The organism is Rouxiella aceris, assembly GCF_012933545.1.
Classification (GTDB): domain Bacteria; phylum Pseudomonadota; class Gammaproteobacteria; order Enterobacterales; family Enterobacteriaceae; genus Rouxiella; species Rouxiella aceris.
On record NZ_JAADJU010000015.1, the window covers coordinates 55,965 to 75,337 of the forward strand.

The following is a 19,373-nucleotide window of genomic DNA, read 5'->3' on the forward strand; positions in this document are numbered from 1 at the left end:
GCTCTGCATCACATTTCTTAAAACAAATTTTATACCACTCCTCCTGAGCATCCCCCTCCCACGGCTACGCCCCGTTTCTCCTCCCTGTCTAATCGCTGACAGGAGGATGTTGCCCAGGGTACATGGCTTCAGCATAGGCACGATAAACAACCCACTTTCCCGACAAATTCCCGAATAAAGAGGCATGTGATGCAGGTGACCTTAGATAAAACGCAGTTTACCGCCGCGCTTAAACGCCAGTGGCAGGGGTTCGGTTTACAGCAGGCGCAGGATATGACGCCGCACCAGTGGTGGCAGGCGACCAGTGCCGCCTTATCCGAGCAGCTCAACGCGCAGCCTGCACCGGCGACGACGGAACAGCCGCAGCGCCATGTGAACTATATTTCCATGGAATTTCTGATCGGACGCCTGACGGCCAACAACCTGATTAACCTCGGCTGGTATGAAACGGTGAACCAGGCGCTGAAAGAACAGGGCGTAGCATTGGCCGATGTGCTGGAGCAGGAGACCGATCCGGCGCTGGGTAACGGTGGGCTGGGGCGTCTGGCTGCCTGCTTCCTCGACTCAATGGCCACCGTTGGCCAGCCGGCTACCGGTTACGGTTTAAATTATCAGTACGGTCTGTTCCGCCAGTCGTTCAAAGATGGCCAGCAGCAGGAAGCGCCGGATAACTGGCATCGCGAAAGCTATCCGTGGTTCAACCACAACAGCACGCTGTCGGTCGACGTGGCATTCGGCGGCAAGCTGGTAAAAGATGCGCAGGGTGTAGAGCAGTGGCAGCCTGCGTTTAGGCTGCGCGGCGAAGCCTGGGATCTGCCCGTGGTGGGCTATAAAAATGGCGTAACTCAGCCGCTGCGTCTGTGGCAGGCCACCGACGTGCATCCGTTCGATCTCACCCTGTTTAACGAAGGGGCCTTCCTGAAAGCGGAACAGAAAGGGATCGACGCGGCGAAGCTGACCAAAGTGCTCTATCCGAATGACAATCATGATGCCGGTAAACGCCTGCGTCTGATGCAGCAATATTTTCAGTGCGCCTGCTCAGTGGCGGATATTCTGCGTCGTCATCACTTCCTTGAGCGCAAAATCCAGGATCTGCCGGAGTATGAGGTGATCCAGTTGAATGATACCCATCCAACGATTGCCATCCCGGAACTGCTGCGCATCTTGATCGATGAGCATCAGTTGGAGTGGGACGCGGCCTGGGCGATCGTGCAGAAGACCTTTGCTTACACCAACCACACGCTGATGCCGGAAGCGCTGGAGTGCTGGGATGAAAAATTAGTGCGCAGCCTGCTGCCACGCCACTTCTCACTGATCAAGGCGATCAACGCCCGCTTTAAAAAAGTGGTGGAAAAACAGTGGCCGGGTGACAAAGGCGTATGGGAAAAACTCTCGGTTCATCAGAACAAACAGGTACGCATGGCCAACCTGTGTGTAGTCAGCGGTTTTGCGGTAAACGGCGTGGCAGCACTGCACTCCGAGCTGGTGGTTAAGGATCTGTTCCCGGAATACCACCAACTGTGGCCGAACAAATTCCATAACGTCACCAATGGCATCACGCCGCGTCGCTGGTTAAAACAGTGCAACCCGGCGCTGTCATCGTTGATTGATGAGACGCTGAAAACCGAATGGGTGAACCATCTGGATGCGCTGCAAGGGCTGGAGCCTTTCGCCGATGATGCGGCATTCTGCCAGCGCTATCAGCAAATCAAGCGTGATAACAAAGTTAAACTGGCCGCGTACGTGAAGCAGGTGATGGGACTGACGCTTAATCCGGATGCGATTTTCGACGTGCAGATCAAACGTCTGCATGAGTACAAACGTCAGCATCTCAACCTGTTGCACATTTTGTCGCTCTACCGTCAGTTGCGTGATAACCCGCAAAGGGATGTTGTGCCGCGCGTGTTCCTGTTTGGCGCCAAAGCGGCACCGGGCTATTACCTGGCGAAAAACATTATTTACGCCATCAACCAGGTCGCCGAGAAGATTAATCACGATCCGCTGGTGCGCGATCGTCTGAAAGTGGTGTTTATCCCGGATTATCGCGTATCGGTGGCTGAGCTGATGATCCCGGCGGCAGATATCTCCGAACAGATCTCCACCGCAGGTAAAGAGGCTTCCGGTACCGGCAATATGAAACTGGCGCTGAACGGTGCACTGACCGTCGGTACCCTTGACGGGGCCAATGTGGAGATCGCCGAACAGGTGGGCGCAGAGAATATTTTTATCTTCGGTAACACCGTTGATCAGGTCAAAGCGTTGCAGGCTAAAGGCTACGATCCGCTGAAAATCCGTAAAAAGGATAAGCATCTGGACCGTATCCTGAAAGAGCTGGAAAACGGCTTTTTTAGCAACGGCGACAAACAGGCGTTCAGCCCAATGCTCGATAGTCTGCTCGACGGCGGCGACCCTTATCTGGTGCTGGCCGACTTTGCGGATTACTGCGCCGCGCAGGAGAAAGTGGATGTGCTATATCGCCATCGCGATGAATGGACGCGCAAAACTGTTCTCAACACCGCCCGTGTCGGCATGTTCAGCTCTGATCGATCAATCCGTGATTATCAGCAACGCATCTGGCAGGCGAAACGCTAAGGAGTCCCCATGGAGAACAACACGCTGGAACAGGCTGCCAGGGAGGCGGGGATCTCCTCCGGATTTATTAACGCGCACGGCCAGCAGCAGGCGATTGCGCCGGAAACCAAACGCGAGCTGTTAACGGCGATGGGCTGGGAGATAGGGCGCCGTCAGGGCTCCACTCCGCTACCGGCGGTAAAAGTCTTTGTCGCTGGCCAGCGTCTGGCGCTGCCGATAGAGGGCGACGGGGAATACCACTGGGCATTACAGCTGGAGAGCGGGGCCACTCGGCGTGGCCGCATCAGTGGCAAGATGACCTTGGCGCTGGCGGGGAAAATCCCGCCAGGCTACCACCAACTCACCCTGACGCAAGATGCGCACAGCTGGGAATGTCGGGTGATTGTCGCCCCGAAGCGCTGCTATGAACCGGATGCCCTGCTGGCCGGGAAAAAGCTGTGGGGTGCCTGCGTGCAGCTCTACACGCTGCGATCGGAGAGTAACTGGGGTATCGGTGACTTTGGCGACCTTAATCTGCTGCTGAAAAACATTGCCCAACGCGGTGGTGCGTTTGTCGGGTTGAACCCCATTCATGCGCTCTATCCGGCCAACCCGGCAGCGGCCAGTCCTTACAGTCCGTCATCGCGGCGCTGGCTGAATGTGATCTATATCGACGTCGGCGCAGTGGATGATTTCAGGCAGAGCGAGGCGGCACAGCGCTGGTGGCAGTTGCCAGAGACGCGGCAGCGCGTAGAGGCGGTGCGCGCCACTGAGGCAGTGGATTACGTCGAAGTGATGCCGCTAAAACTTGAAGGGCTGCGACTGGCGTACGCGCATTTCCTTGGGCGTAAACCGCAGGATACGCAGGTCAAAGCCTTGGCCAGCTTTATCCGCCAGGGCGGCGAGAGCCTCTATTTGCAGGCGGCCTTTGATGCGCTGTACGCACACCTCGCCAAAGAGAGCGATGTGGCGCTGGGCTGGGATCACTGGCCTGAGCAATACCATGATGCGCGCGGCCCGGCGGTACGTGCATTCTGCGAGCAGTATACGCAGGAGGTGGAGTTTTATTTGTGGTTGCAATGGCTGGCAGAGACGCAGTTTGCGAAATGCTACCTCACCAGCCAGCAACAGGCGATGCCGCTGGGGCTATACCGCGATCTGGCGGTCGGCGTGGTTGGCGGTGGGTCGGAGACCTGGGGTGATGGTGAGCTGTACTGCCTGAAGGCCTCGATAGGCGCACCGCCGGATATCCTCGGCCCGCTGGGGCAGAACTGGGATCTACGCCCGGTGGATCCGCATGTGATGGTAAAACGCGGTTATCAGCCGTTTATCGATCTGCTGCGGGCCAATATGACCAGCTGCGGCGCGTTACGCATTGACCATGTGATGGCGCTGCTGCGCCTGTGGTGGATCCCGACAGGTGAGACGGCGGATAAAGGGGCTTACGTTCATTATCCGGTTGACGATCTGCTGGCGATCCTGGCGCTCGAGAGCCAGCGTCATCGCTGTATGGTGATCGGTGAGGATCTGGGCACGGTGCCGGTGGAGATCGTCAGCAAGCTGCGTGAGGGTGGGGTTTACTCTTACAAGGTGCTCTATTTCGAGCGCGATGAAGAGAATAACTTCCGTGCGCCGCAGTCGTATCCGATACAGGCGATGGCGACCATTACCACCCACGATCTGCCGACGCTGCGTGGCTACTGGCAGGCTGACGATCTGACGCTGGGGAAAACGCTTGGGTTGTATCGTGATGAGAGCGTGTTGCAGGAGCTGTATCTTGACCGCGCACGGGCGCGTCAGGGGCTGCTCGATGGGCTGCATCATTATGACTGTATTCCGAAGAAAACCGGACGCCACGCCGATTTGATGGCGATGACGCCGGTGATCAGTCGTGGTTTACAGCGCTACGTTGCCGACAGCGCCTGTGCGCTGCTTGGGCTGCAGCCAGAGGACTGGCTGGATATGGACTCGCCGGTCAACGTGCCGGGCACCAGCAGTGAATATCCCAACTGGCGGCGTAAGCTTTCACATACGCTGGCGGAGATCTTCGCCGACGAGCAGGTTAATAAGCTGATTAAAGACCTTGATAAACGGCGGCGTAATGTGTCGGTGATCTGAGGCTAACGCAGTTGGAAAAGGGTTTCTCCCGGTGGGGGGGAACCCTTTTTTTTGGGTAAAAATCAGAAGCATTAGCAGGTTGCGAGCGATCGCCAGGGCGTAGTTGTTTATACCCATGGAGAGCACAATGAACGCAGGGATGGGGTTGGTCTGAGGTGGGCCGGACGTCACTAAAAATCATACAAATCTACTGCGATCGATATACATACTATTTATCAGATAAGATTTTTACAGAAAAAAAGGGCGGCTTCTTCAGCCGCCCAAGACACAGGGTTTCTAACAAGTCATACACCCATCGCTGGGATTAAGCGTCTACGTTCTTATAGCCTTAGCCTTTCACCCCGCCCGCCGTCAGGCCCCCCACCAGCCAGCGCTGGGCAATCAGGAACACCGCCGTAATTGGGATGGCTGAGAGGATTGCGGCGGCCGCGAAATCACCCCACAGATAGTTCTGCGGGTTAAGGTATTGCTGCATTCCCACCGCCAGCGTGTAGCTGTTCACGTCACGCAGCAGCAGCGACGCCACCGGCACTTCGGTGATAGCGGCAATAAACGACAGAATAAACACCACTGCCAGAATCGGTACCGACAGCGGCAGAAGCACCAGGCGGAAAGCCTGCCACGGCGAGGCACCATCCAGTGCGGCGGCTTCCTCCAGCGAGCTGTCGATGGTTTCGAAATAGCCTTTAATGGTCCACACATGCAGAGCGATACCGCCCATATAGGCGAAGATCACCCCGCCGTGGGTATTGAGTCCGAGGAACGGCACATAAATACCAAGGCGGTCGAACAGGGCATATAACGCCACCAGCGACAGCACCGCCGGGAACATCTGAAAGATCAGCATCCCCTTTAGCAGCGAGCTTTTGCCTCGAAACTTCATGCGGGCAAAGGCATAGGCGCAGGTGGTGGAAAGCGACACAATGCCGACGGCGGTGATGCCGGCGATCTTAATCGAGTTCCACAGCCATAGCATGACCGGGAACGGAGGAGGGGTCAGGCTGCCGTCACTGTTGGTGACGGCGATCCCCAATGCCAGTTTCCAGTGATCCCATGAAATCTGATCCGGGATCAGGCTGCCCGTGGCGAAGTTCCCCGGTCGCAGTGAGATGGCGAAGACCATCAGCAGCGGGAACAGGATCAGCGCCAGAAAGCAGAGTAATAAAAGATGCGTTACCAGCAGTCTGACTTTTTGCGACCTCGGTTTTACCATTGCCATTATCTGTTTCTCCTTAGTCGAATTTCATGCGTGACGCTTTCAGGTTAACGATAGCCAGCATACCCACCAGCAGGAAGATCAGCGTAGCGATCGCAGCCGCCAGCCCGAAGTCCTGTCCACCGCCGCCCTCAAAGGCGATGCGGTAGGTGTAGCTCACCAGCAGGTCGGTATGGCCGGCTGGCGTGGTGGTGCCCAGCATATCCGGCCCGCCGTTGGTCAGCAGTTGGATCAATACAAAGTTATTAAAGTTAAAGGCAAAGCTGGCGATCATCAGCGGTGTCAGAGGTTTGATCATCAGCGGCAGCGTAATGCAGAAGAAGTTCTGCATCGGTGTAGCGCCGTCCATTGCCGAGGCCTCATAAAGATCGTCCGGGATGGCTTTCAGCAGTCCCATGCAGAGGATCATCATGTACGGGTAACCCAGCCAGGTATTGACCAGTATAATCATACCCTTGGCGGTCCAGGGGTCGCTAAACCACGAGGGTTTAATGCCAAACAGCGCGTTTAGCATCAGGTTGATTTCCCCGAAGCTCTGGTTAAATAACCCTTTAAAAATCAGAATAGAGATAAAGGCTGGTACCGCATAGGGCAAGATCAACAGGATGCGGTACACCGCTTTGCCTTTCAGATCCTCCCACTGCACCACGCAGGCCAGCACCATGCCAACGGCAACGGTCAGTACCACGGTAAGCAGGGCAAAAACAATCGTCCAGACGAAGATCGACAGGAAGGGCTTCTGGATACCCTCATCGTGCAGCACGCGCAGGAAATTTTTCCAGCCGATGCCGACGGTAAAGCCGGGACTCAGCTTTTCTGCCTGCCATTCGCCCTGTGCGTTAATCGCCTGATAAAAACCCGTCTCTTTATTTGGGCGATAAACGACACCGGTCTGGGCATTGGTTAACTGTTGGTTCTCTTTATTCAGTTGATAGAGCGACTGAGTGCCGGAGAACTGGTGCAGAGAGCTCATTCTAAGCATTTCACCATCAGGCAGTTTGGCCATTAACTGGCCAAGGGCCAGGCGGTTTTGGGTGATCACGCGCAGCCCGGCTTTGTCTCCGGCAGGCGCAGCCTGGGGGAGCATGGTCAGGGTTTGTGGCGAGGAAGCATTGAAGGCGAAAGGCGGGGAAACCAGCACCTCGCTGTTATCTGATGACGTCAGTGTTAGCTGCCAGCGATCACCTGCCGGATAGAGGGCAAAGTTCAGTGCCTTGCCACCCTCATACTCACGCTCCATCAGCACCGACTGCGCACGTTCAAACGTCAGCTGGTTAGTGCTGCTGTAGTTGGTAAAGGCAATGGCGATGGTGCAAATCAGCGGGAACAATACAAATAACGACATCCCGGCCAGGCCAGGATAGACATAGCGCCACGAATAGGCACGGCGGTTACCGTAAATATAAAGGCCGGTGCTGGAGAGGAGCAGGGCCAGAACGGCAAAGAGGTATTCACCCTGCGCATACATCAGCACGATCAGATAACCGGTTAAGCAGGCGAGCAGGCCGATGGCCAGCCATTTTATCACCTGACTCAACGGCCATTTTTTTTGAGCGGTTTGGGCTACTGGCATAGGGGCTATCCTTGTAGTAACGGCAGGGAGCTGGTTTGCTCCGTGCCGTGTATTTCAATACCTGAACGACATCAATCACACTATTTGGTAATGCGGGTCTCTACGTCTTTCAGTGCCTGTTGAACGGTCTGGCGGCCATTAACCGCATTGATGATGGCGCTGCGCTCGGCATACCAGAAGGCGCTCATCTGCGGGATATTTGGCATGATTTCACCATTTTTCGAGTTGGCCATGGTAGCAGCGATGCGTGGATCACTCTCCAGCTTCTCCTGGTAGGATTTCAGTGCCACCGCGCCCAGAGGTTTGTCTTTGTTGACGGCGCTTAACCCCTCGTTAGTGATGAGATAGTTTTCCAGGAACTCTTTCGCCAGTTCTTTATTCGGGCTGGCAGCATTGATACCTGCGGTCAGTACGCCCACAAACGGTTTGGAAGCTTTGCCATGGAAGGTTGGCAGCAGGGTGACACCATAGTTGATTTTGCTCTTGTCAAGGTTTGACCACGCCCACGGGCCGTCGATGGTCATCGCCGTCTGGCCTTTGTTAAAGGCGGCTTCGGCGATGGAGTAATCGGTATCCGCGTTGATGTGTTTGTTTTTCACTAAATCGATAATAAACTGCAGACCTGCTTTAGACCCCTCGTTGTTCACGCCGGTGTCTTTGATGTTGTACTTGCCGTTTTCATACTTATAAGCGTAACCCCCGTCAGCGGCGATGATAGGCCAGGTGAAGTAGGGTTCCTGCAAGTTCCACATAATGGCGCTTTTACCGTTTGCGCGCAGGGCGGTGTCGAGTGCCGGGATCTCTTCCCAGGTTTTCGGCGCTTCTTTAATCAGGTCTTTGTTGTAAATCAGCGACAGCGCTTCTACTGCCACCGGGTAACCGATCAGCTTGCCGTTAAAGGTGACGGCATCCCAGGTGAACGGGAAGAGTTTGTCTTTAAAGGCCTGGTTCGGGCTGATTTCAGCCAGCAGGCCAGACTGTGCGTAACCGCCAAAACGGTCGTGAGCCCAGAGGATGATGTCCGGGCCACCGCCGGTCGCCGCGACTTGTGGGTATTTCTCTTCCAGTTTATCCGGGTGTTCGACCGTGACTTTAATGCCGGTATCTTTTTCAAATTTCTTACCGACTTCTGCCAGGCCGTTATAGCCTTTATCACCGTTGATCCAGATAACCAGTTTTCCTTCTTCTATTTTGGCAAACGCAGAAGAGGAGAGCACCAGCGTCGCGAGTGCGGTCAGTGTCAGGGTATGTTTAACAACTTTTTTAATGAAAGGAGCCTTGTTGCTGAGAGTCATAATCCAGTCCTTTTTATTCCTGTTAGGAGTCGGTATTGCGCTTGTCAGAGACATAATGACAGGGTACGGCGTCAAGTGTGGATTCAACCCGGCCAGGCTTCATCATCCCCCCCTCTACGCCCCCGGGTCTCAGAGTGTGATCCCGTCGACACTCTCAGTCGTTATGTGGTCCATGACTCGACATTCCGCTTCATTTTTTGCCACTCCGATCACGAATATGCCAGTTGCCGTGAACTTTCTCCCTGCTTAAGGGAGCCGTCGTCCTCCCTGCGCCTCCACCGTGAAAAACTTTGTTACGGGTGATTACGCTTAACGTCTAATCCTTCACTCTTTGTTGCATCGAGTTTTCTCGCTGGCAGCAAGTACAGGAGTTCAGGATGGCGAGCGTTTCCCTTAACAGCGTCTACAAAGCCTTTGGTAGCACCGTGATTTCCAGCAATATCAATCTGGAGATCGAAGAAGGCGAATTCGTCGTGTTTGTCGGGCCTTCCGGCTGCGGTAAATCAACCCTTCTGCGGATGATTGCCGGTCTTGAAGATATCACCTCCGGTGAGTTGAAGATTGGCGATAAGCGTATGAATGAAGTGCCACCCGCCGAGCGTGGTATTGGCATGGTGTTTCAGTCTTATGCGCTCTATCCCCACCTGTCGGTGGCGGAGAATATGTCGTTCGGGCTGAAGCTGGCCGGGGCGAAAAAAGCAGAGATCAATCAGCGGGTGAACCAGGTTGCCGAGGTTCTCCAACTGGCCCATTTACTGGATCGTCGCCCAAAAGCCCTGTCAGGTGGACAGCGTCAGCGCGTGGCGATTGGCCGTACCCTGGTGGCTGAACCGACGGTTTTCCTGCTGGATGAACCCCTTTCGAACCTTGATGCCGCCCTGCGCGTTCAGATGCGTATTGAGATCTCCCGCCTGCATAAGCGTCTGAAGCGCACCATGATTTATGTGACGCACGATCAGGTTGAAGCGATGACGCTGGCCGACAAAATTGTGGTGCTCGACGCCGGGCATATCGCGCAGATCGGCAAGCCGCTGGAGCTGTATCACTACCCTGCCAACCGCTTTGTCGCCGGATTTATCGGCTCACCAAAGATGAATTTCTTGCCGGTCAAAGTCACCGGTGCCGAACCCGCACGAGTACAGATTGAATTACCCAATCGCCAACAGGTCTGGCTTCCGGTGGAAGGCACCGACGTCATCGTCGGTAGCAATCTGTCGCTGGGGATCCGTCCGGAACATCTGCTGCCATGCGACGTGGCCGAAGTCACCCTCTCCGGTGAGGTGCAGGTGGTGGAGCAACTGGGTAACGAAACACAGATTCACATCCAAATTCCGGCCATACGTCAGAACCTGGTATACCGCCAGAATGACGTGATGCTGGTAGAAGAAGGTGCAACATTCGCCATCGGTTTGCCGCCACACCGCTGTCATCTGTTCCGTGAGGATGGAACAGCATGTCGCCGGTTACACCCGGAACTCGGCGTTTGAAAGCACGCGATCCCCTACAGGAGAAAATGATGAGAACAATGCGTATTGCTTCCCTTTCGCTGGCAGTGGCTGCTGGTATCCTTTCTACACAAGCGATGGCGGTTGATTTTACCGGTTATGCGCGTTCGGGCATTGGCTGGACGGGCAGCGGCGGTGAACAGCAATGTTTCAAAGCGACTGGTGCTGACAGTAAATACCGTCTGGGTAACGAATGTGAGACCTACGCCGAGTTGAAATTGGGTCAGGAAGTGTGGAAAGAAGGAGACAAGAGCTTCTACTTCGACACTAACGTGGCCTATTCCGTTTCACAGCAGAATGACTGGGAGTCAACGGATCCGGCTTTCCGTGAAGCAAACGTGAAAGGGAAAAACCTGATCGAATGGCTGCCGGGATCCACCATGTGGGCCGGTAAGCGTTACTATCAACGTCACGACGTTCATATGATCGACTTCTACTACTGGGATATTTCAGGTCCTGGTGCCGGTCTGCAAGATATCGATCTTGGCTTTGGTAAGCTGTCTCTGGCCGCCACCCGTAATACCGAAAGCGGTGGGTCGTTTGGCTATATCGCTAACCAGCGTAAAGAAGTCGCTACCTCAAATGATGTGTTTGACGTGCGTCTGGCAGGTTTGAACACTAACCCGGGCGGCAAGCTGGAGCTGGGGGTAGATTACGGTCGTGCCAACGCCCGTAATGGCTACACACTGGCAGATGATGCCACCAAAGACGGCTTCATGCTGACAGCGGAACACACGCAAAGCATTTACAACGGCTTCAACAAGTTTGTGGTGCAGTATGCCGCCGACGCTATGACCGATCCGGGTCAGGGTGCTGCCAATGGCCACTCTAACGGTTCATCGATCAACAACAACGGCAGCATGATCCGCGTGCTTGACCACGGTGCGATTGATTTCAACGACACCTGGAGCCTGATGTATGTGGCGATGTATCAAGACGTTGACCGTGATAACAACAACGGCACCACTTGGTACACTATGGGTGTGCGTCCAATGTACAAATGGACGCCAATTATGAGTACCCTGCTGGAAGTCGGTTACGACAACGTGAAATCTCAGCGCACCGGAGATAAAAATGGTCAGTACAAAGTAACGCTGGCCCAGCAGTGGCAGGCCGGTAACAGTATCTTGTCACGTCCCGCATTCCGTGTGTTTGCGACCTACGCCAACTGGGATGAGAAATGGGGATATGATACCGACACCGGCGCCAGCAATGGTTTAGCCATGAGCGATACCAGTGCCCATACTTTCAGCCGTGGTAAAGACAGCGAAGTGACCTTCGGCGCACAAATGGAAATCTGGTGGTAACTTTTTCCTTGCTGTTTCGCGCTGCTGATGCGAAGGCCGCGCGGCCTTGCCCCTGTCACCTGGTGAACTGCGCTCTCGGGGACTTGGTCGCTTGCCGCCTTGCGGCAACACGAAAAAGCTTGGGAAAAGCCCCGTTTCACATGAGCTAAGAAGTGCTGGCTGGCGGTATATCCCTGGATAGCCGCCAGCCTTTATGGCGATCAAAAGGAAACAATAATGAGAAAAAATCTGCTGTCACTGTGCCTGTCGCTGAGTCTGTTGGGAGCCGTGCCTGCGGTGGTGTATGCCGCACAAAATGATGTGAATACCGCACCGGCGATCTCAAGCCAGGCGTTGCACCGTCTTTCATGGACGCCGCTGGTGACACCCGTGACGCAGGATGTGACGCTTGGCACAGCCAGCGCAACCCTTAATCAGGGCGATATTCAAGGGGCTGTGGCGGCATATGCACTGCCTGCGGACCGAGGATCCCTTGAGATCACCGTTAGCAGTATTGCCACCGGTAAAACGGTGTATGCCCCGAATGTATTAGTGCTGGATGAACAGATGCGTCCGGCCGCGTTTTATCCCTCCAGCTACTTCCCGTATCAGCAGCCGGGCATCGTTTCCAGCGACCGTCTTGAGGGCACCCTGAAGCTGACGCCAGCCTTGGGGCAGAGACAAATTTTCCTGCTGATCTACACCACGCGTCAGGATCTCGCTGAGACCACGCAGATGGTTAACCCGGCAAAAGCCTTTGCCGCAGGCGTGGGTAATGCCATACCGGATATCCCGGACCCGATAGCACGCCATACGCCAACCGGTAGATTAAGCCTGAAAGTGATTGCTGAACAGAAGAGCGGTAATGTGATGATTGGCCAAATCTTCTCGTCTTCTACCTCTGCGGCGGCAGCGCCGGTAGTGGTTGGCAGCACAACGCCGGCGACGGCTGTACCGGCCAGCGCGAAACCCGGCGAACCGATGCTCGATGACTCTGAAACCTACTTCAACGACGCCATTAAAAAGGCGGTTAAAGCCGGTAACGTAGACAAGGCATTGAAACTGTTAAATGAAGCCGAGCGTCTGGGATCGAAAACTGCCCGTAGCACCTTTATCGACAGCGTGAAGCACTGATCGCAAGCCAGGGGCAGGCGCGTTCTGCCCCGTTAACGCAACGTATCTCATACTCCAACTCTCGGTTGCCAACAGGCAAGCCATCAAACAGTAAATTCAGATTTTGTGCAGCTCATCATGCCCATTAACGTGATGCTATTCAAAGAGTAGCTCTTATTTTTATGGCAATTTAGCGCCTGGTACATTTTGCCTGCCCTGGATTTAATCATCGACCCTTTCAATGTATTGGCTAGAAAATCCCGCCGGATAAGTATCGATTTATTTACGGCAGAGTAAGTTTTGGCCGTGAGAAAACCTGTATCACCAACAACCGATGGTCACGACTTAAATTATGTTGAAACGTTTGCTCTCAGCCCTGTGCGGCAAAAAAAATAAAGCGCCTGCCAATGCCGATTCTGCGCCAAACTCTGCTTCATCTTCTCCGGCAGCAAAAGAAGAGATGATTGTTGCCTATGATGTCAACGGGAAAGAATTCCATATCACCCGCAGTGAGTGGCGAGAAAAAATATTCCTGCCCTCGCTGCAGCAAAAATGGGACAACCCCGCCGAACTTTACGATGCGATCTTGACCGGCTTGAACGATGGTTTTGCCAGCGATTTGCTACCGGCCGCCGAACGTCTGGTAGAGATTGATCCTAATCCCGAACGTTGCCACGTTATTCAGGGCATTGTGCTGATGAATAACAGCCAGTTCGCTGCCGCAGAAAATACCCTGCGTGCAGGCATAGCCAAAGTCGGTGAGACGGGAGCCTTGCTCAACAATTTGGCCAAAGTATTTGCCGAGTTGGGCGACGACACTCGCGCAGATGAGACGCTTTGGCGAGCGATACAGGCTGAACCCAATCTGGAAAATGGTTTTATGTGGTGGGCAACCACGCAGCGGGAACGGGGTGGGGAGGCGGCCTATCTGAAGGCCTTGCGCACGGTAGCGGCTCTGCCTGGCAGTTGGCGAGCGAAATGCTGGCTGGCCCGTCATTATCTGGAAAACAACCAAGTGGCGGTTGCGCGCGACTTATACGCCGAAGTGATGGCCAGTGGCCTGTGCGATGATCGCGCAATGGTGATGATATCCAGAGACCTCGGCAATAATGATGAGATCCCGCTGATTGTCGAATTTTTCGCTCCGGTCTATGACGAGCATAAACATGATCCCAGGGTCGGCATGAACTTACTGCAAGCCTACCAGCAGCTTGGTAATGCCGAAGAAGGTGAAAAGCTGCTTGCCCGCATGTATCCACTGGGTTTAGTGCCCTATAAACAGTATCTTGACGAGTTTGCCCAGGCCTTTCATGAGATACACAAGCAAACGGCGCAAAGTACGCCAATTGATGTCCAAAATCTGAATATTCAAATCTTATCTTTCACGCAGCCAATTTGGCACTATGGCTTATGCCAGGCCGACTGGCTGTTCAAACAAAAGCATGAGGATGCACCAAAAGTAGGCTTCTTCGCGCTGTCAAAAATTAGCAACGACACATCTGCCTCCGAATCTCAGCGCGAAGATGATGTTGGACGATTAACTCGTGCTATTCCACTCTATCTGGCCGAAGCCACTCACTATTGGAGCAACTACTCGACCCAAAACTATTTCCACATCGTGGAGGGGGCGGGACCTGCGCTGTTCGCAAGTCAGATCGACGAAAATATTCTTTTCGACCTTGTGCCACCGACGATGAAGTATTTTGTGACGGGGGAAATAGGCTGTATTGGTGAAAATGAACAGGGTCAGTGGCAAATATCCTTAATTCTCTGGGATTGCACCCGGCGAGTGAAGCAAGCTTGCGAAAGTGGTCAGGCAATTTATGCCGAGCTTGGTGCTCTGGTATTGGATCTTGAACAACGTTTGCTTGCTCACATTGGCCTCAAACGTCAGCAGCCGCTGGATCCGTTCTACCAGTGTCCTGCTGTTGAGGTAATGCCAATTTATCTGAGCGCACTGGCGCAGAATTTTACGCTGACGCTGGTGGCAGATAAACATGCGCCTCACTCCACATTGTGGGGCGAGAGGGCGATGCTTGATTGGCCGTTTAACATGTTGTCGCATTGGCCGTCGGCACATGTACCAAAGCTGATGGCTATCTCTGGGTTGAGTAAAGCTTCTGATTATCGGTCGACGGCACTGGCTGAATATAGGCAACGCTGTCTGAAGTTGCTGCACGATGCCGAAGAAATGAATAGCCCGGCTGCCAAGTTGGCACCGCTGGTATGGAAAATATTCGACATGCAGGAAGAGTTTCTGGCCCATCGCCGGAATTTGCCTGAAGGTTCCGACCAGGGTTACTTGCAATGGCTGGATCGCGTATCCGCAAAGTAACTATAGAACGCAGGGCAACCGCCAGTAACATACGCGCCTGCCCTGAAAATCCGTCGGCACCAGGCCGACGGGAAGTGCGTTAATAAGGATGACCGATATTGACTATGGTGCTGATGGTATCGCCAAAAAAGGCCAGGCGGCTTAGCAGCACCGCCGCCAGCGCAGCCGCAGCCGCCATTGGCACCCGGTTTTTGCCAGGCAGCGAAAGAAAATAAGTCAGAATAAAGCACAGAATACTGCCCCAGAAAAAGAGCGAACTGCTCCATTTTCCTGCCGTCATTTGCATAATAGTGCCGCCGCTGCTCCAGATTAGCGGGGCGATAATCAGCGATAAAACAAACAGCAGGATCCCTTGCCGTAACAGGGACGACGACGGCACCTCGTCCAGCAGTGGGATACAGGCTGCGCCCATCACCCACACCGTCAGGAAGTAGTACACCATCGGTAGACCGTTGGCGATGGCGGTTATCGCCGGTGCGGCATAAGTCATGCCCTGCACGATAACCAGTACCATGGCAAACAGCGCGGCAGCCAGTACCGCCAGTTTATGGCCGTTACTGAGAAATGCCGCAGCAATCGCCACGGCGAAGGCGCCGACTGCGACGATCTCGCGACTTAGCCAGGCCTGTTTGATATTGATTAATGCGTAGTAACCCTGGAAGGGATAGGAAAGGTGAAAAGCAGCGCCGATCAGCGAAATAAACAAGATAATACCGATGACCAGCCAGCCTTTACGCTGGGGCCGGTTTCCGGTGGCCCAACGCCGCCAGGCGAGAAATATCGCCATACCCGCTGCCGTCTGGCTTAACGAGGTGAAGATCACCAACGGGAGTTGATACTCTTCCATAATCAGTCTCCTATCTGCTGTGGCAGATGTGGCATGATAAATCGGGTGCCGGGATTCAGTTCGGGCATCTTGGGGTATCCCGGTGGGTATTGCACGGCATTGGCGGGAAGCTCGTTGCTGTCGAGGTCAATAAGGCTGAGCGCGCCGACCGGACAGGCCTCGACGCACGCCGGCAACAGACCAACATCCAGACGTTCGTAACACAGGCTGCATTTTTCTGCTTTGCGGGTCTCCTGGTTATAACGCGGTGCGCCATAAGGGCAGCAGCGGATACAGTTCTTGCAACCAATGCAGCGTTCCGGGTCATGTACCACCACGCCATCGGCTCTTTTGCTATAGGCCTCTACCGGGCAGGCGGCGAGACAGGCCGGATGTTCGCAATGATTACAGGCCAGCGAGTAAAATGCCCGTTCCTCATGCGGATAAATTGTGGCATCAAGAGGATAGACATAGCGCCAGAACAGCTCCGGTTCGAGCTGGTTGAAGCTCTTGCACGCCATGGCACAACCTCGACAGCCAATACACTTGTTACTGTCGACTAAAAATGCGCGTCTCATACGGTAATCCCTCCCTTGCTAACCGGAGCGTGGGTAATTTCGATATCGACGAACTGGCTATGGATCGCCGAGCCCGGCGCCCCGGTTTTCATTTGCCCCATATCGGATGAGGTGTCATCCACCACGTTCTGTACATTGAAGGTGTTTTTAGGGAACCATGCCTCGTAGATCACCAGAAAATCTGTCGGTACATTCCTGGTCAACTGCGCTCTGACCACCACTTCGCCCAGCGGGTTGAACACCCTGACCCAATCATTTTCGGCGATACCTTTCTTGCGGGCGGCATCGGGGTGGAGATAGACAAAGGGTTCCGGGTAAAACACCTGTGTCCAGTCCAGGTTGATAAATTGCGAATGGATACCAAACAGGGTATGGGGAGTAAATAAATGGAAAGGTAATGTCTTTTCCCTTCCCGCTTTGAATTCGGGCAATGCCGTAAAGCCATGTTGCTGGCAAAGATCTGATTTGAATTCGTATTTTCCGGATTTAGTTTTAAATTTGCGATCATGCCAGGCGGCACTATTGTCGAGTTTGGCTTTGACCGGTCCGTTTAGTAACTCCTCCCAGGAGGAGATCCCAAACATTTTGTAAATACTGTCGTTAAATTCTTTTCCTACCCATTCCCGGCTGTCGACCTGCTGAGGAAAAGTGCAGGAACCCGGCGCTAGTCTGTTCATGGCCCGGGACAGCGCTGCCGCTATTTCGAGGTCCGTTTTGCTCTCATACATCGGCTTGATGGCTGGCTGATTAATGGAAAGCCAGTAGTGCCAGTAGGAAACCGAGATATTCCACTCTTCCAGCAGGGTCGTGACCGGCAAAACAATATCCGCCTGTTCAACGGTCTGATTGAAAAACTGATCGACGCAGACCACCATTTCCAGCTTTTCAAAAGCGCGCTGCATTTTGTTGCGATCAAAGTCCTGCGAGAAGGGATTCTTGCATGAGACCCATAGCATACGGATTGGCGGATCCTTGGCGTCGAGTATTCCCTGGGCGGTTTTGTTGATATTCAGGCTGCGGTCGCTGTACTGCACGGCAGTTTTGGCCGCGAAGTCGAATTCGCCTTTGGGGCCCTGTGGCCCGACAAATCCTACTGAGCCGTCCGGGGCTTTCTGCGTCATGGCGTAATAATTAAATCCCCAGGTTTGCAGATGTCCGTAACGGGCACCGCCGCCTTCCAGCCCGATATTGCCGGTCATGGCGACGAAGGCGTCAATGGCGCGGACATTGGTCCCGCCATTGATATGTCGCTGCATGCCGTAACCGATCCAGATCGTGGCCGGTTTGGCGGCAGCGAACTCTTCGGTCAATTGGCGGATGATATCGGTGGGCAGACCACATTGTTCCGCCGCCCATTCCACGGTGATATTGTCGCGTAAATATTGGGCAAATTCGGGGAAGCCATAGGCGTATTGATTAACGAATGTCTGATCCACTAGCCCCTTGTCCAGCAGGTGGCGCGCCATGCCCAGCGCCAGTGCGCCATCCGATGCGGGACGCACCCGCAGATAGAGATCGGCCTTGACTGCGGTTTGGGTAAGCAGGGGATCGATAACGACAACTTTGGCACCTTGCTCGCGCGCCTTATAGATGTATTTCATGGTGTGAATGGAACACCAGGCCGGGTTAGCGCCCCAGATGATGATATATTTTGCCTTGACCAAATCCTCGGGATCATTGCACCACATATCGCCCATATCGTAGCTCTGGGCGTCGATACCGGCTGGCCAGCAGGGTGTGCCGACAAACCGCGTGGTGTAGCCGAGCGAACTCATCATCCCTTCAACACCGTAATTCATAATGCCGAGGTTACCGGAGTATTTCGTCAATGCCAGCCCCAGCAGCGAGCCATCTTTTTTCTTGATTTCCAACATCTTGCTGGCGATTTTTTCCATCGCCTCATCCCAGGAGATGCGCCGCCATTTCCCTGTGCCACGTCCGTCCTGGATCATCGGATATTTGATCCTGTCGGGGCTATAAGCACGCCGCGGATAGGTAAGCCCCTTCACGCAAGGCATGCCATGGGTAAAGGTGGACTCCTTGGCTCCCTCAACGTAGGACACTATTCCATCCTTGACGTAGGTTTTCAGGCTACAGGTGTCAAAACAGTTGCGTGGACAGGCATTGCGGTAAATCGTGTAATTTTTCGGGTTATAGGGAATAGGGGGTTGCGCCATCGCCTCCCGGGGGAGCAGAAAACCGCCTGGTAACGCTAAAACTGCACCCGCGGCAACTATTCTTTTTATAAATAACCGCCTGCCGGGAAATTCAACTTCATCAATTGTCATGATATTCTCCGTTGCAAATCATTAAACCAAAGTGACAACACCCTGGTGATTGCCAATAACAGAGGGGTTTGTGCCTGGTTCTCGCTGTTGGCGATAAATTTAGGCAGCCAATGGCCCATATGATCGCTGACCAACCAGGCCAGCGCTTCTTGATATATAGGCTGTTGTGGAGCCTGCTTGATCAGTACCAGGCAGAGTTCAATCTCATAAGAAATATGATCATCAGGTATCTGATTTTCATCGCGCACCGATAAACCAAGCGCATGCAGAAGTCCGCGTATTTCTTGCGTGCTGTTGCCCATTAATTGGGGTTCCGTTTCCAGATAGGCTGAGGCATAAGGCGGGGCAAGCAAGGCCTGTGGTCCGACAAACAGGCGATTGAAATCGTATTCTGCATCCCGCCAATCGTCATTGAGATTCAGTAGCGGGAAAGTGACCTGTGCACGACAGTATTTTTCAATTTTATTAATTAGTTGCGGCAGTGTGTCCGCCTGGGGAAACATGTAGAAGTCACGGAGTAACAACCCGACACCGTGCCAGTCAGAGCATGAAAACAGACTGGGTAAGGCGGATAATTCCCCTGTGCTGGCCGATATATTGAGTATTTTTTTCATAAGTTAGGCACTTATATAAATGCAGGTTTGCATTCAATAATAACCTTACTCTTTA

13 protein-coding genes are annotated in these 19,373 nt (G+C 53.9%); 6 read left to right on the top strand and 7 right to left on the bottom strand.

What is annotated here, in order from left to right:
- Positions 1-189: 189 nt before the first annotated feature.
- Positions 190-2,592 carry a maltodextrin phosphorylase gene (gene malP / locus GW590_RS22130; protein ID WP_169405249.1) on the top strand — a complete coding sequence of 801 codons (2,403 nt, stop codon included), beginning with the start codon at positions 190-192 and terminating at the stop codon, positions 2,590-2,592.
- Between the two features lie 9 nt (positions 2,593-2,601).
- Complete coding sequence (gene malQ / locus GW590_RS22135) at positions 2,602-4,689, top strand: 4-alpha-glucanotransferase (protein WP_169405250.1); 2,088 nt, start codon at positions 2,602-2,604, stop codon at positions 4,687-4,689.
- A gap of 328 nt (positions 4,690-5,017) precedes the next feature.
- Here malQ and malG read toward each other — a convergent pair whose 3' ends face one another.
- The 3 genes from malG to malE all read right to left on the bottom strand — a co-directional run bounded on the left by malG (position 5,018) and on the right by malE (position 8,773).
- Entirely contained in the window at positions 5,018-5,908 is an 891-nt protein-coding gene (gene malG / locus GW590_RS22140) for a maltose ABC transporter permease MalG (protein WP_169405251.1), read from the bottom strand.
- 13 nt (positions 5,909-5,921) lie between these two features.
- On the bottom strand, positions 5,922-7,478 hold the full coding sequence (gene malF / locus GW590_RS22145; RefSeq protein ID WP_169405252.1) for a maltose ABC transporter permease MalF: 1,557 nt from the start codon (positions 7,476-7,478) through the stop codon (positions 5,922-5,924).
- Positions 7,479-7,558: 80 nt separating this feature from the next.
- Complete coding sequence (gene malE / locus GW590_RS22150) at positions 7,559-8,773, bottom strand: maltose/maltodextrin ABC transporter substrate-binding protein MalE (protein WP_169405253.1); 1,215 nt, start codon at positions 8,771-8,773, stop codon at positions 7,559-7,561.
- Between the two features lie 377 nt (positions 8,774-9,150).
- Between malE and malK the strand changes: the two genes are divergently transcribed.
- From malK to GW590_RS22170, 4 genes are all read left to right on the top strand, one after another.
- The gene (malK, locus tag GW590_RS22155) at positions 9,151-10,260 is read left to right on the top strand and encodes a maltose/maltodextrin ABC transporter ATP-binding protein MalK (RefSeq protein WP_169405254.1); all 1,110 of its coding nucleotides are present in this window, start codon (positions 9,151-9,153) and stop codon (positions 10,258-10,260) included.
- A gap of 26 nt (positions 10,261-10,286) precedes the next feature.
- Entirely contained in the window at positions 10,287-11,585 is a 1,299-nt protein-coding gene (locus GW590_RS22160) for a maltoporin (protein WP_169405255.1), read from the top strand.
- 216 nt (positions 11,586-11,801) lie between these two features.
- On the top strand, positions 11,802-12,698 hold the full coding sequence (malM, locus tag GW590_RS22165) for a maltose operon protein MalM (protein ID WP_169405256.1): 897 nt from the start codon (positions 11,802-11,804) through the stop codon (positions 12,696-12,698).
- A gap of 331 nt (positions 12,699-13,029) precedes the next feature.
- Positions 13,030-15,012 carry a tetratricopeptide repeat protein gene (locus GW590_RS22170; protein ID WP_169405257.1) on the top strand — a complete coding sequence of 661 codons (1,983 nt, stop codon included), beginning with the start codon at positions 13,030-13,032 and terminating at the stop codon, positions 15,010-15,012.
- A 79-nt stretch (positions 15,013-15,091) separates the two neighbouring features.
- Here GW590_RS22170 and GW590_RS22175 read toward each other — a convergent pair whose 3' ends face one another.
- The 4 genes from GW590_RS22175 to GW590_RS22190 are packed head-to-tail and all read right to left on the bottom strand — an operon-like array spanning position 15,092 to position 19,318.
- Positions 15,092-15,859 (bottom strand): DmsC/YnfH family molybdoenzyme membrane anchor subunit, encoded by a 768-nt coding sequence (locus GW590_RS22175; RefSeq protein WP_169405258.1) that lies wholly within the window; start codon positions 15,857-15,859, stop codon positions 15,092-15,094.
- Between the two features lie 2 nt (positions 15,860-15,861).
- Complete coding sequence (locus GW590_RS22180) at positions 15,862-16,416, bottom strand: 4Fe-4S dicluster domain-containing protein (RefSeq protein ID WP_169405259.1); 555 nt, start codon at positions 16,414-16,416, stop codon at positions 15,862-15,864.
- Positions 16,413-18,704 carry a molybdopterin-dependent oxidoreductase gene (locus GW590_RS22185; protein WP_169405260.1) on the bottom strand — a complete coding sequence of 764 codons (2,292 nt, stop codon included), beginning with the start codon at positions 18,702-18,704 and terminating at the stop codon, positions 16,413-16,415. Before GW590_RS22185 ends, GW590_RS22180 begins: the two co-directional genes overlap by 4 nt.
- Positions 18,701-19,318 (bottom strand): TorD/DmsD family molecular chaperone, encoded by a 618-nt coding sequence (locus GW590_RS22190; protein ID WP_235956013.1) that lies wholly within the window; start codon positions 19,316-19,318, stop codon positions 18,701-18,703. The genes GW590_RS22185 and GW590_RS22190 overlap by 4 nt, the downstream gene beginning before the upstream one ends.
- Positions 19,319-19,373: the final 55 nt, after the last annotated feature.